The organism is Aminobacter sp. LjRoot7 (genome assembly GCF_964252895.1).
Lineage (GTDB): Bacteria > Pseudomonadota > Alphaproteobacteria > Rhizobiales > Rhizobiaceae > Aminobacter > Aminobacter aminovorans_B.
The window spans coordinates 138,508-151,903 of record NZ_CAXUPX020000006.1; the positions used below are offsets into that span (position 1 = coordinate 138,508).

At 64.4% G+C, this 13,396-nt stretch carries 15 protein-coding genes; 10 read left to right on the forward strand and 5 right to left on the reverse strand.

Annotated features, from left to right (window positions below; translation table 11 throughout):
- Positions 1–49 precede the first annotated feature (49 nt).
- The 3 genes from ACSQ3E_RS18000 to ACSQ3E_RS18010 all read left to right on the forward strand — a co-directional run bounded on the left by ACSQ3E_RS18000 (position 50) and on the right by ACSQ3E_RS18010 (position 4,041).
- Positions 50–943 carry a haloalkane dehalogenase gene (locus tag ACSQ3E_RS18000; protein ID WP_436123754.1) on the forward strand — a complete coding sequence of 298 codons (894 nt, stop codon included), beginning with the start codon at positions 50–52 and terminating at the stop codon, positions 941–943.
- Between the two features lie 303 nt (positions 944–1,246).
- Complete coding sequence (gene leuC / locus ACSQ3E_RS18005; protein WP_310326328.1) at positions 1,247–2,656, forward strand: 3-isopropylmalate dehydratase large subunit; 1,410 nt, start codon at positions 1,247–1,249, stop codon at positions 2,654–2,656.
- Between the two features lie 167 nt (positions 2,657–2,823).
- Complete coding sequence (locus ACSQ3E_RS18010; RefSeq protein ID WP_310326326.1) at positions 2,824–4,041, forward strand: GGDEF domain-containing protein; 1,218 nt, start codon at positions 2,824–2,826, stop codon at positions 4,039–4,041.
- An 18-nt stretch (positions 4,042–4,059) separates the two neighbouring features.
- Here ACSQ3E_RS18010 and ACSQ3E_RS18015 read toward each other — a convergent pair whose 3' ends face one another.
- Complete coding sequence (locus ACSQ3E_RS18015) at positions 4,060–4,410, reverse strand: hypothetical protein (protein ID WP_436123755.1); 351 nt, start codon at positions 4,408–4,410, stop codon at positions 4,060–4,062.
- A gap of 413 nt (positions 4,411–4,823) precedes the next feature.
- Between ACSQ3E_RS18015 and sdhC the strand changes: the two genes are divergently transcribed.
- The 7 genes from sdhC to ACSQ3E_RS18050 all read left to right on the forward strand — a co-directional run bounded on the left by sdhC (position 4,824) and on the right by ACSQ3E_RS18050 (position 10,348).
- Positions 4,824–5,240 carry a succinate dehydrogenase, cytochrome b556 subunit gene (gene sdhC / locus ACSQ3E_RS18020; protein ID WP_436123756.1) on the forward strand — a complete coding sequence of 139 codons (417 nt, stop codon included), beginning with the start codon at positions 4,824–4,826 and terminating at the stop codon, positions 5,238–5,240.
- A gap of 1 nt (position 5,241) precedes the next feature.
- Complete coding sequence (gene sdhD / locus ACSQ3E_RS18025) at positions 5,242–5,637, forward strand: succinate dehydrogenase, hydrophobic membrane anchor protein (protein ID WP_214392765.1); 396 nt, start codon at positions 5,242–5,244, stop codon at positions 5,635–5,637.
- Positions 5,638–5,641: 4 nt separating this feature from the next.
- Positions 5,642–7,477: a succinate dehydrogenase flavoprotein subunit gene (gene sdhA / locus ACSQ3E_RS18030; protein WP_436123757.1), complete on the forward strand. Its 1,836-nt coding sequence runs from the start codon at positions 5,642–5,644 to the stop codon at positions 7,475–7,477.
- Positions 7,478–7,590: 113 nt separating this feature from the next.
- Complete coding sequence (locus ACSQ3E_RS18035) at positions 7,591–8,451, forward strand: glycosyltransferase family 25 protein (RefSeq protein WP_436123758.1); 861 nt, start codon at positions 7,591–7,593, stop codon at positions 8,449–8,451.
- Complete coding sequence (locus ACSQ3E_RS18040) at positions 8,451–8,900, forward strand: DUF3052 domain-containing protein (protein ID WP_436123889.1); 450 nt, start codon at positions 8,451–8,453, stop codon at positions 8,898–8,900. The genes ACSQ3E_RS18035 and ACSQ3E_RS18040 overlap by 1 nt, the downstream gene beginning before the upstream one ends.
- Positions 8,901–8,910: 10 nt before the next feature.
- Positions 8,911–9,690, forward strand: a complete 780-nt coding sequence (locus ACSQ3E_RS18045) for a succinate dehydrogenase iron-sulfur subunit (protein ID WP_310326313.1) — start codon at positions 8,911–8,913, stop codon at positions 9,688–9,690.
- A 13-nt stretch (positions 9,691–9,703) separates the two neighbouring features.
- Positions 9,704–10,348, forward strand: a complete 645-nt coding sequence (locus ACSQ3E_RS18050; protein WP_436123759.1) for a YceH family protein — start codon at positions 9,704–9,706, stop codon at positions 10,346–10,348.
- 94 nt (positions 10,349–10,442) lie between these two features.
- On the opposite strand, the gene ACSQ3E_RS18055 is transcribed toward ACSQ3E_RS18050, so the two are convergent.
- From ACSQ3E_RS18055 to ACSQ3E_RS18070, 4 genes are all read right to left on the reverse strand, one after another.
- On the reverse strand, positions 10,443–10,952 hold the full coding sequence (locus ACSQ3E_RS18055; RefSeq protein WP_310326307.1) for a MarR family winged helix-turn-helix transcriptional regulator: 510 nt from the start codon (positions 10,950–10,952) through the stop codon (positions 10,443–10,445).
- 7 nt (positions 10,953–10,959) lie between these two features.
- Complete coding sequence (locus ACSQ3E_RS18060) at positions 10,960–11,418, reverse strand: hypothetical protein (RefSeq protein ID WP_436123760.1); 459 nt, start codon at positions 11,416–11,418, stop codon at positions 10,960–10,962.
- 406 nt (positions 11,419–11,824) lie between these two features.
- Positions 11,825–12,943 (reverse strand): Glu/Leu/Phe/Val family dehydrogenase, encoded by a 1,119-nt coding sequence (locus ACSQ3E_RS18065; protein ID WP_436123761.1) that lies wholly within the window; start codon positions 12,941–12,943, stop codon positions 11,825–11,827.
- Between the two features lie 283 nt (positions 12,944–13,226).
- Positions 13,227–13,379, reverse strand: a complete 153-nt coding sequence (locus ACSQ3E_RS18070) for a hypothetical protein (protein ID WP_310326300.1) — start codon at positions 13,377–13,379, stop codon at positions 13,227–13,229.
- Positions 13,380–13,396 lie beyond the last annotated feature (17 nt).

Sequence of the window (13,396 nt, forward strand, 5' to 3'; positions counted from 1 at the left end):
TGATATTAGACAGGTACCTTACTACTTGAGCGACGGAAAGGAAAGCCAGATGCCTGAAATCAGCGTACTCGACTCGACAATCTCCTATGTCGACGTGGGCCAGGGCGTGCCGTTCGTGTTCCTGCACGGCAACCCGACCTCGTCTTATCTGTGGCGCAACGTGCTGCCCGGCATCGGCGACGGCGTGCGCTGCCTGGCGCCGGACCTGATCGGCATGGGCGGTTCGGGCAAGCCCGATATCGCCTACAGCTTCGACGACCACGCCCGCTATCTCGACGCCTGGTTCGAGGCGATGGGCTTGGAGGAGGTGGTGCTGGTTGGCCACGATTGGGGCGGGGCGCTGGCCTTCGACTGGGCGGCGTGCCATCCCGGGCGGGTGCGCGGGCTGGCTGTCATGGAGACGATCGTGCGGCCGATGACATGGGCCGATTTCCCTGAAAGCGCCAGGCCGCGCTATGAGGCGCTGCGCGGTGCGGGCACCGGCGAGACCAAGGTTCTGGACGAGAACTTCTTCATCGAGTTCGCCTTGCGCGCCACCGTGCTCAACGGCCTGAGCGACGAAGACCTCGATGTCTACCGCAAGCCCTATCCGACGCGCGAAAGCCGGCGGCCGTTGCTTGCCTGGCCGCGTGCCATGCCGATCGAAGGCGAGCCGGCCGAGGTGATTGCCCGCATCGAAGCCTATGACCGCTGGCTGGCCAAGAGCGGCGGCGTGCCCAAGCTGCTTTTGACCTTCGAGGGTTCGGTGGAGACGCTGATGATCGGGAAGGAGATGACCCGGTGGTGCGCGGATAACATCGCCAGCCTCGAGATCGAGAACTGCGGTCCAGCCCGCCACGCAGCGCCCGAGGACCAGCCGGAGGCGATCGCTGCCGCGATTTCAGCCTGGGCCGACCGGCATGGTCTGCGCGGGGGTGAAACTGCGCTGGGACGCGTCGCCTAGTGCCTGTGCGGCGTCCAGCAGCCGGGTCCGCTGGATGCTCGCCATCATGCCGCTTGGGCCAGGCGGAGCTTGCGATTGCCGGAACGTCAAAAGATTGGTATTGAGCCGCTTATGGAAGCACTCTTTGGAGATCCGGCCTACAAGGGTTTCGTGCTGCAGGACCACAAGCGCCTGCCGTCGCGATTCTTTGCCCGGATTTCAGGCGCGTTGACCAGCCGACTTATCTAGTCGCTTGCGCTGAGCCGACGGGCCTTTGGCGCGCCCTTTCGCCTTCCCAAGTTTCATATCGACGGATCCAAAGCCATGAGCGCACCGCGTACCCTCTACGACAAGATCTTTGACGACCATATCGTCGACCGCCAGGACGACGGCACCTGCCTGCTCTATATCGACCGTCATCTTGTGCACGAAGTGACGAGCCCGCAGGCCTTCGAAGGCCTGCGCATGACCGGCCGCACCGTGCGTCATCCCGAGAAGACGCTTGCCGTCGTCGACCACAACGTGCCGACCTCGCCGGACCGCAAGAACGGCATCAAGAATGAGGAAAGCCGTATCCAGGTCGAGGCGCTGGCCAAGAACTCGGCCGATTTCGGCGTCGAGTACTACTCCGAGAACGACAAGCGCCAGGGCATCGTCCACATCGTCGGCCCCGAGCAGGGCTTCACCCTGCCGGGCATGACGATTGTCTGCGGCGACAGCCACACTTCGACGCACGGCGCTTTTGGCGCACTGGCGCACGGCATCGGTACCTCTGAAGTGGAACACGTCCTGGCGACCCAGACGCTGATCCAGAAGAAGGCCAAGAACATGCTGGTGCGTGTCGACGGCCAACTGCCGGAAGGCGTGACCGCCAAGGACATCGTGCTCGCCATCATTGGCGAGATCGGCACTGCCGGCGGCACCGGCTACGTCATCGAATATGCCGGCGAGGCGATCCGCGCGCTGTCGATGGAAGGCCGCATGACGATCTGCAACATGTCGATCGAGGGCGGCGCCCGCGCCGGCCTGATTGCGCCCGACGAAAAGACCTACGCCTACGTCCAGGACAAGCCGCGCGCACCGAAGGGCAAGGCCTTCGACATGGCGCTCGAATACTGGAAGACGCTGCATTCGGACGAGGGCGCGCATTTCGACAAGGTCATCGTGCTCGACGCCGCCAAGCTGCCGCCTATCGTCACCTGGGGCTCGTCGCCCGAGGATGTCGTTGCCGTGACCGGCGTTGTGCCGGATGCGGAAGTGATCGAGGACGAGAACAAGCGCAACTCCAAGAAGCGCGCGCTCGACTATATGGGCCTGACCGCCGGCACCAAGATCACCGACATCTCGGTCGATCGCGTCTTCATCGGCTCGTGCACCAACGGCCGCATCGAGGATTTGCGCGCCGTCGCCAAGGTCGTCGAGGGCCGCAAGGTCGCTTCGACCGTCAGCGCGATGATCGTGCCGGGCTCGGGCTTGGTCAAGGAACAGGCGGAAGCCGAAGGTCTCGACAAGATCTTCGTTGCCGCCGGCTTCGACTGGCGCGAGCCGGGCTGCTCGATGTGCCTCGCCATGAACGACGACCGTCTCAAGCCGCATGAGCGCTGCGCCTCGACCTCGAACCGCAACTTCGAAGGACGCCAGGGCTTCAAGGGCCGCACCCATCTGGTGTCGCCGGCCATGGCGGCAGCGGCGGCGATCGCCGGCCACTTCGTCGACATCCGCGACTGGCACTGACGACGGCGGCCAGCCGGCCGCAGTAGAAATCGACAAGGCGACGGAGCACATGCTCCGCCGCCTTTTTCGTATCAGCCCATTGGGGACGACCGGCATTTCGTCCCTTGCGTTAACGTCTTTTTCGCCGGGCTGTGGTCTCATCCGCGCGAAGGAGACTGCAGTCGACGATGACCGGGGCCGAGTTCATTCTTGCGATCAATGTGTTTGTTGCCGGCCTCCTGGCCGGCGCTTTCATGTCGATCGCCATCTATGACGGGCGGCGCAACTCGGCGCGCTGGTTTGCGCTCTGCTATCTCACCGGCATCGTCTACATCGGGACCGAGTTCGCGATTCCGATGTTCGAGGACACGCGGTTCATCGTCACCGCCAATTTCGTCGCCTTCCTGGCCACACTGATGTTGATGAACGTCGGGCTGGCCAGCCGCTACGAGGCGCAGCCGGCATGGCGGCTAATGGCGGCGTTCCTCGTCATGACGACAGTCGCCGTCTTTGCCACACAGGGCTTTGCCCGCGATTCGCTGCTGCGCATGATGACCTACCAGACGCCTTATGCGATCGCGCAGGCGGTGGGAGCGGCGACCATCCTGCGTTCGCGCCGGCAGCTCAGCCAGTTCGACTACGTTTTGGCGGGCGTGCTCTTTGCCAGCGCGCTGCAATTCTTCTCCAAGCCCTATCTGGCGCTCGCCGTCGGCGGGCCGGGTGCCGACCCGCATCATTATCTGCAGAGCACCTATGCGATGATCTCGCAGGCGCTGGGGACGGTGTTCGCGCTGTCGATCGCACTGATGCTGCTGGTGATCCTGGTGCGAGATATCCTGCTCGACGCGACGCAGAAGTCGGAAACCGATGCGCTGTCGGGCCTGCTCAACCGCGGCGGCTTCCAGCGCCGAGCGGCCAGTGCGATGCGTGATGCCACGCGCCAGGGCCTGCCGATCACGCTCGTCATCTCCGACCTCGATCATTTCAAGTCGATCAACGACAGCTACGGCCATGCCTCGGGCGACCGTGTCATCGAGGCGTTTGCGCAGTTCATCCGCGAATCGATGGCCGGGCATCACGTTGCCGGCCGAATCGGCGGCGAGGAATTCGCGATCATCCTGCCGGGCGCGCATCTCGCGTCGGCGCGGCTGTTTGCCGAAGGCGCGCGCTCGGCGTTCTCCGGAATGCCGATCGACGGCCTGCCGGCCGATTGCCGCTTTACCGCAAGCTTTGGCGTTGCCGAATTGGTTGCAGGCGAAAGCATCGACCAGCTGATGGTGCGGGCCGACTCTGCACTCTACGAAGCCAAAAAGGACGGACGCGACTGCGTCCGGGTCTGGGGCGCGGTCGCCGTGTATGCGGAATCAACTGTGGTTCCGTTCGGCCTCAAGCCGCCAGGCAGGTAGCCGCGACGACGCGGCAGTTCAGCGGCAAACCAGGCCTGGCTGAGGAATTTCGCCTTCGGAGAAGCCATACATGTAGCTGCGGCCCTTGAGCAGCATGGGCGGGCGGTAGCAGTGGCGCTGCGCGCGCGGTTCGTCGAGATAGATGACCTTCGGGCCGGTCGAGCCGGTGTAGGCGGCGAGCTTGCGGGCGGAGGCGCCTTCGCCGACGATGATGCGCTTGTAGCCGGTGGTGCTTTCGACGATCAGGTTGCCGAAAGAATCGGCATAGACGCGGTCATGGCTACCGCCAGCAGCTGCGGGAGAGGTCAGCGCCATGGCTGTGGCAAGCATCAGGGCCGCGGCTGCGGTCAAAGCCAGTATGAAGCGCATCGGGCAAATCTCCCTGTTCGATCGAACGGGAGATTAACCGTTTCTTAATCTTTGTTAAGGCTTGGCGCCTGTTTGGGCGGAAAAGTTTAACAAACATGGTTAATATTTCGTTGCCTTGGCATGCCTGCCGCCAGTCGGCGCCAACGATCGGGTAGCGGGGCATCGTCCCGATGGGGGATGCCGTCATTGCCTGTTTCGCAGGCATGTTTGGCGACGACTCACCCATGCGGGTAGCAGCGGCATTTGTTCAATCGATTGAAGCCGTGATGCGACTAAATAGGTGCGCCAGAACGGTTTTCTGACTTTGACGCGGTGCAAAAAGAGCTTTAGAAAGCGCGCAGTCCGACGTCGCAAAACGGTGCGACGGCGCCGTATTCAAACATAGCCACGCTCGGATGCAGACCGGGGGAGCCATGAGCAAATCACAAGCAACCCAAGCCACCTCGCGTGCGCGGCCCCTGTCGCCGCACCTGACCATCTATCGTCCGCCGGTGACGATGACGACCTCGATCCTGCACCGCATCACCGGCTGCGCGCTGTATTTCGGCACGCTGCTGGTCGCCTGGTGGCTGATCGCGGCGGCGACCTCCGAGCACTATTTCGAATTCGTCAGCTGGGTGTTCGGCAGCTGGATCGGCCAGCTGGTGCTACTCGGCTACACCTGGGCCTTGATGCTGCACATGCTGGGCGGCATCCGCCACCTGGTCTGGGACACCGGCGTTGCGCTTGAAAAGCAGACCGCCTCGAAATTCGCCTGGGCGACGCTCGTCGCTTCGGTCGTGCTGACGGCGCTGATCTGGGTCGTCGGCTACATGGCGCGGGGAGCGTAAGATGAGCGGCTCGAACAACGACATGCGTACGGCGCTCGGCAAGGTGCGCGGCCTCGGCTCGGCCCGCGAGGGCACCGAGCATTTCTGGCGCCAGCGCCTGACGGCGGTCGCCAACATTCCGCTGATGCTGTTCTTCGTTGGACTGCTGATCGCGCTCAACGGCGCCGATTTCGCAACCGTCCGCGCCTCGCTCGCCAATCCGCTGGTGTCGCTTGTGCTGGCGCTGGTGCTGGTCTCGGGCCTCTACCACATGCGCCTCGGCATGCAGGTGGTGATCGAGGACTACGTGCATGGCGAGTTGCTCAAGGTGACGCTCATCATGCTCAACACTTTCTTTACCGTAGCAGTCGGCGTCGCTTCGCTCTTCGCCCTGCTCAAACTTGCATTTGGAGGCTGAAACGGTGGCCAAGGACGGCAAGACCAGCGGAGCTTCCGCCTATACCTATGTCGATCACAAGTTCGACGTCGTCGTTGTCGGTGCCGGCGGTGCCGGCCTGCGCGCCACACTCGGCATGGCCGAGCAGGGGCTGAAGACGGCGTGCATCACCAAGGTGTTCCCGACCCGCTCGCACACTGTCGCAGCACAGGGCGGCATCGCTGCCTCGCTGCAGAACATGGGGCCTGACTCCTGGCAGTGGCACATGTACGACACCGTCAAGGGCTCCGACTGGCTCGGCGACGTTGACGCGATGGAATATCTGGTGCGCGAAGCACCGGCTGCGGTCTACGAGCTCGAGCACTACGGTGTGCCGTTCTCGCGCACCGAAGAGGGCAAGATCTACCAGCGGCCGTTCGGCGGCCACATGATGAACTATGGCGACGGCCCGCCCGTGCAGCGCACCTGTGCTGCCGCTGACCGTACCGGCCATGCCATCCTGCACACGCTCTACGGCCAGTCGCTGAAGAACAACGCACAGTTCTTCATCGAGTATTTCGCGCTTGACCTGATCATGGAGCCGGACGGCACCTGCACGGGTGTCGTTGCCTGGAACCTCGACGACGGCACCATCCACCGCTTCTCGGCGAAGATGGTGGTGCTGGCGACCGGCGGCTATGGCCGCGCCTACTTCTCGGCGACCTCGGCCCACACCTGCACCGGCGACGGCGGCGGCATGGCCTCGCGTGCCGGCCTGCCCCTGCAGGACATGGAGTTCGTCCAGTTCCACCCGACCGGCATCTACGGCTCGGGCTGCCTGATCACCGAAGGCGCACGCGGCGAAGGCGGCTATCTCGTCAATTCCGAAGGCGAGCGCTTCATGGAGCGCTACGCACCGTCTGCCAAGGACTTGGCGTCGCGCGACGTGGTTTCGCGCTGCATGACGCTGGAAATCCGCGACGGCCGCGGCGTCGGCAAGAACAAGGACCACATCTTCCTGCACCTCGATCATCTCGATCCGGCGGTCTTGCACGAAAGGCTCCCTGGCATCTCCGAGTCGGCAAAAATCTTCGCCGGCGTCGACGTGACCCGCGAACCGATCCCGGTGCTGCCGACGGTGCACTACAACATGGGCGGCATCCCGACCAACTACTGGGGTGAGGTGCTGAACCCGACCAAGGCAAACCCGGACCGTGTGTCGCCCGGCTTGATGGCTGTCGGCGAGGCCGGCTGCGCCTCGGTGCACGGCGCCAACCGTCTCGGCTCCAACTCGCTGATCGACCTCGTGGTGTTCGGCCGCGCCGCCGCCATCCGCGCCGGTCAGGTCGTCGACCGCAACGCGCCGATCCCCTCGCCGAACGCGGCGTCGGTCGAAAGGATCATGGATCGCTTCGACCGCTTGCGTCACGCCAATGGCGGTACGCCGACGGCGGTGCTGCGCGAGAAGATGCAGAAGGCGATGCAGGAAGACGCTGCCGTGTTCCGCACCCAGGATTCGCTCGAGCAGGGCTGCAAGCGCATCTCCGAGATCTGGGGCGAGATGAAGGACATCAAGGTCTTCGACCGCTCGATGATCTGGAACTCGGACCTGGTGGAGACGCTGGAACTCGAGAACCTGATGTCGAACGCCATCGCCACCGTCTATGGCGCAGAAGCGCGCAAGGAAAGCCGTGGCGCGCATGCCCGCGAGGACTTCTCGGCCCGCGACGACGAGAACTGGCGCCAGCACACGCTGGCCCACGTCGCCGAGGACGGCAAGGTGACGCTGACCTATCGGCCGGTGCACACCGAGCCGCTGCTCAAGGAAGAAGACGGCGGCATCAGCCTGGCCAAGATCGCACCCAAGGCACGGGTGTACTGAGCCATGGTCGAGACGCGGCGCAGCGTTAGGCAAGCTGGAGGGCCTGAAACGGCCGTCCTCGCTTGCGCGCGCGCCAACAAGCGCTTGGAGAATTGGCGCCGGGAGTGCCGGCGATGAGCGAACTCGCTTTCTTCGCCATCAATCTCGATCGCTCGCCGCATCGCTGGGTGGAAATCAAGCGGCTGTTCGGCGCGATGCCATGGCCGCTTGAACGCGTCGCCGCGGTCGATGTGCGCAAGCCGGACGAGGTCCTTGCGGTGCGCGGCCAGAAGCTTGATATGCCGCCCAACGGTATTGGCTGGAACCCGCTGCGCAACCGCATGTTCGCACTGGTCGAGGAAGCATGTTTTGCCAGCCATATGCTGGCTCTGAAGGCGTTCCTGGCATCCGGCCACGACCATGCGGTGATCCTGGAAGACGACGCGGTGCCGCTCGACGGTTTTGCCGAGACGATGCGCCGGCTTCTTGCCAGCGGCGTTGCCTTCGACATCATCAAGATGGAAGGCATCGTGCGCGGTGGCGGCAGGCTGTCCGTGCCGGTCGCCGATCTGGGCGCTGCGAAGCTCGTGCGCTCTATGCGTCCTTCTTCCGGCGGTGCCGGTTATCTGGTGACGCGCAAGGCAGCCGAACAGCTGCTCGCCAGGGCTGGCAAGCTGGCCGTGCCGGTCGACGATTTCATTTCCAATGCCGGCCTGCATGGCTGCGACGTGATGCACACGTCGCCCTGGCTGATCGCACAGGCGGGTGCCGACACGACGATGGGCGACCTCAGGACGCCGCATCGCCACGTCAAGCGGCGCGACCCGTTCCATTTCCTGCAGCAGGGCTTTGTGCGGGGTAGCCTCAGGGTCCAGCTCTGGCTCAACGCCATGCATGGTTCGCCGCTGTCGTTGCTCAAGCTTTACACGGCGCCATGGTCGCCTGTTGACGTCGGCCAGCAGATGCGCCGGCTGGCAGCGGGGGCGGCAGCATGATGGCCGCAACGCTACCAGATGCCGGATATTCCGCCACGCCGCTTGCGGCCAAGCTCGGCCTTAAGGACGGCCAGAGCGTGGTGTTCGTGAACTTGCCGGATGATCTCCAGGGATTGGCTACGGCGCGCGACTTTTCGGCTGTGGCGCAGTTCGACTGGGCAGCACTTGGTGATGCGGGCGAGCGGCATGACATCGTCCATGCCTTCACCGGCAAGCGCGCCGATCTCGAGGGCAATGTCGAGACATTCAAGAAGATGATCGCGCCCGATGGCGCTGTCTGGATCTCCTGGCCCAAGAAAGCAGCGAAGATCGCCACCGACATCACCGAGGATGTCATTCGCGACGTCGTGCTGCCTAATGGGCTGGTGGACGTAAAGGTCTGTGCCGTGGACGCCGTGTGGAGCGGGCTCAAGCTCGTCATCCGCAAGGAACTGCGCGCCAAGCTGTGAGGAACCGATCGTGGTCGAACTGACACTCCCCAAGAACTCGCAGGTGAAGCCGGGCAAGACCTGGCCGAAGCCGGAGGGTGCTACCAATCTGCGCGAGTACCGAATCTACCGCTGGTCGCCTGATGACGGCGAAAACCCGAGCATCGACACCTATTTCGTCGACGTCGACGATTGCGGCCCGATGGTGCTGGACGCGCTGCTCTACATCAAGAACAAGATCGACCCGACGCTGACGCTGCGCCGCTCTTGCCGCGAAGGCATCTGCGGTTCCTGCGCGATGAACATCGACGGCTCGAACACGCTGGCTTGCACCAAGGGCTGCGACGACATTTCGGGCGCGGTGAAGATCTACCCGCTGCCGCACATGCCTGTCGTCAAGGACCTGGTGCCCGACCTCACCAATTTCTACGCCCAGCACCGCTCGATCGAACCGTGGCTGAAGACGGTGTCGCCGGAGCCAGCGAAGGAATGGCTGCAGAGCCATGAGGACCGCCAGAAGCTCGACGGGCTCTACGAGTGCATCCTGTGCGCCTGCTGCTCGACCTCGTGCCCGAGCTACTGGTGGAACGGCGACCGCTATCTCGGACCGGCAACGCTGCTGCAGGCTTACCGCTGGCTGATCGACAGCCGCGATGAAGCCAAGGGCGAGCGCCTCGACAATCTCGAGGATCCGTTCCGGCTCTATCGCTGCCACACGATCATGAACTGCGCCCAGACCTGCCCGAAGGGCCTGAACCCGGCCAAGGCGATCGCAGAGATCAAGAAGATGATGGTTGAACGGCGGGTCTGAGGTAACAGCTGATATGACGGACACGGACCTTCCTCATCTCACACCGGTCGAAGCACGTGTGCTCGGCTGCCTGATCGAGAAGAAGGAACTGACGCCCGACGTCTATCCGATGACGTCGAATGCGCTGGTTGCCGCCGCGAATCAGAAGACGTCGCGCGAGCCGGTCATGGCGCTTGAGGTCGTCGACATCAGCCGGGCGCTCGGCACGTTGCAGGCAAAGGGGCTGGCGAAGCAGCAATTTGCCTCGCGCGTCGAGCGCTACGAACACCAGATGGCGCAGAAATTCTCGCTGACGCGCAACCAGAGCACGCTGATCGGCCTGCTTCTGCTGCGTGGACCGCAGACGGTCTACGAATTGCAGGCCCGCGCCGAGCGCATGGCGAACTTCGCCGATGCCGACGCCGTACGCAGCGAACTCGACATGCTGATCGGCCGCAGGCCTGCGCTGGTCAAGGAGATCGGCCGCGCCCCCGGCCAGCGCGAGGATCGCTTCGCGCATCTTTTGGCCGGTGATGTCGATGCCGCCGCTATCGCCACTGTCGCGAGCCGGGCACCGAGCGCCGCCTCACCCGCCATGTCGGAGCTTGAAGAGCGTGTCCGCCTGCTGGAAGAGGAAGTGGCAGCGCTGAAGGCGCGGCTCGACGCTGTCGGCGGATAGGCCGGGCGGAGAACGACTTGTCGATGCGCGAGTGGGGCCATCCCTTGCGCTGCATGCCGGGTGCAAGCCCGGCATTTTTCGTATCGTCTAGGCCCTAGCCTTTGGAACGGCCGCGCTTGGGTGGCGCTGGCGTCGTATCCCGCTGCATGTCTGCAACGCAGCTGACTGCGAGGTCGGTGCTGCGCTTGAGGAAATCGACGATGGTGGCAAGCTCGGCGGCGCTGTAGCCCGACCACAGCTCCTGCATGCGAGCCTGCATCGGCCCATAGACCGCCTCGATCGGCTTGATCGCTTCTGTCTTGATGCGTAGCAGCACGCGGCGGCGGTCGCCCGGATCGGCCTGGCGTTCGACATAACCGGCGCGTTCGAGCCGGTCGAGCAGGGCGGTCATGGCGCCCGAGCTCAGCCCGGTGGCGGCGGCGAGCTCGCCCGGTGTCGCAGCCTTGCGCATGAACAACAGGTCGAGGCATTCGAGATCGGTGGTGTGCAAGCCGAAACGCTCGGCCACGGTCTGGCTGGTGACGATGTTCTGCGCCCCCATGCGCCGCACCTCGCGGTCGAGTGCGGCGATGAGTTCGTGATGGGAGGACGCGTCGTTTTGCATCAGCTACTCATAGCGAGCGGATGACGGCGGCGAAAGCCAACAGCATCGACAAGCCAACCGCCAGATCGAGCGGCAGGCGCAGCCTGCTGCGTTGTGCCCAGCGCCGTGCGGCGTGCTGATCCATTGCTGTCGACGTTAGTCTTTCGAAGGCCAGCGCCTTGGGAATGAAGTCGAAGGCCGACCAGACACGCATCACAAGGTGCGCGGCGAGTGCGATGAGCAGCCAGAAGCGGGCGTCGGGGATCGACCAGGCGGGAACCAGCGTGACGATCAGGGCGATCTCGAAGGCGGTATGCGCCGGGATCCAGAAGCGGCGGCGCGACAGGCCGCCGAGCTCCGGCTGGATCAGGTCGCGACGTTCGGGCCAGACCTGATCGACGACCGAGAATTCATAAAGACCGCCGCCGATGGACATCAAAGCGAGTGCTGCGGCAAGGCCGGTGGATATGAGCGGAAATGAAAGCATGGCTGAACCTCTGTGAAGGGAAGTAAGAAATTGTCTCTATCATCTAATATCTTTATAATCAAGATATATGGCTATGGAGGGAATAAACGCGCTTCCACGGGGTTCGGGTGAGCGATGCTGTGGGTGGCCGGCTGGAGCGAGGAGAAGCGGGAGGGACGGCGCGGTTGTCAGCGGCGCTGCCGTTAGAGGCTTCCTGAAGAGCGCGTGCCTTGGTCGTCGTTGGAATGAAAGACGGCCCGGTTGCGAAAGCAGCCGGGCCGTTTTGCATTTGGGTGGTGTCGGTGAGGCTGCGCTGCCCCCATCCGCCTGCCGGCGTTCGATGCTCGAAAAGCCAAGCAGTTGGCTTTTCGTCCGCTGCGCGGACCGCATCTCACCTCTCCGCGGGCGGGAGAAGGGAGCTGGTTGCTTACTTCCTCGCCGCTTCGACGATCTCGCGCGCCATCGCCTCGGCGACGGCGTCGGTGGTGCGGCCTTCGCGGTCGGCGCGCTGGAAGATCGCGGTGAGGGTATCGGCGATGCGGGCGACGCGCGGGGTGACGGTTGCGACGTCGTAGCCGCCGTCGGCCATTTCGGCGGCGACGTTGATGACGCCGCCGGCATTGATGACGTAGTCGGGGGCGTAGAGGATGCCGCGTTCGACGAGGCGCTGCCCGTCCTCGGCCGTGGCCAGTTGGTTGTTGGCGGCACCGGCGACGATCTTGGCCTTGAGCAGCGGAATGGTGTCAGCGGAGAGCATGCCGCCCAGCGCGCAAGGGGCGAAGATGTCGACGTCGGCTGCGATGATCGCATCGCCTGACACAACGGTCGCGCCAAAGGTCTCGGCGGCACGGGCGGTTCTGACAGCATCGAGATCGCAGACGGTCAGGACGGCACCTTCAGCGTGGAGCTTCTGGCACAGCGACCAGCCGACCGAGCCGAGGCCCTGGACAGCCACGCGGACGCCGGCGAGGTCGTCGCTGCCGGTGCGGTGGCGAAGGGCTGCCTTGAGGCCGACGAAGGTGCCTTCGGCGGTGAAGGGCGAGGGGTTGCCGCTGCCGCCCTTGGTGGTGCCGCTGACATTGGGCGCGCGCTCGGCGAGGAAGTCGGCGTCGGCCAGCGTCATGCCGACGTCCTCGGCGGTGATGTACTGGCCCTCGAGCGTGTTGAGCATCTCGGCATAGGCCTCGAGCATGGCGGGCGTCTTTTCGGTCTTGGCGTCGGCGATGATGACCGCCTTGCCGCCGCCGAGCGGCAGGCCGGCGATGGCCGACTTGAAGGTCATGCCGCGCGATAGCCGCAGCGCGTCGATGACGCCGGCTTCGAAGCTCTTGTGCGGCCAGATGCGCGTGCCGCCGAGGGCAGGCCCGAGAACGGTTGTGTGGACCGAGACGATGGCAAGCAGCCCGCGCGCCGTGTCGCGGCCGAGCCATACCTGCTCGTGATGGTCGAAACCGTCGAGATGGCGGACGTCTGCAGTGATGTCGGTGATTTCGAGCGTGGTCGCGACCGATGGCTGCGGATGACGCGGTTCAAGGACGTTCAGCATGAGGGTTCCTCCCGGGTGCGCTGGTCCCCTCGAAAGCTAAACATTTCCGGCGATTTTTGGTTTCGAAGACGAGGCGTGGCGCGACCGCGCATTGCGCGCTGCCGCTTTGGCGCGCAACAAACGCAAAACGTGGGGGCGAGCCAGGGGTGGCCGGACGCGGGTCTGCCCCCCACGCGCCCGGCCTGCCGGCTGGTCGGAATGCCACTGCCCTGGCATTCCTTGCAGCCAGACTCCGTCAGCCGCCGGCGTCGAACGCCGGCGCTTCAGAGCCTGTCCTTGCGGATCAGGCCTCCGGTTCCTTGTTCTCCTTCGGCTGCCGCGTCTCAGCCGGTTCGGGGAGCTTGCCGCCGAGCGCCATGGGGGCGAGGAAAGCGCGCGGGTTGAAGCCGGCCGCGGCAAGTGCTGCGAGCGTCTTCCAGAATTGCAGGCGGTACATGTCCGTTACCTCGTTTG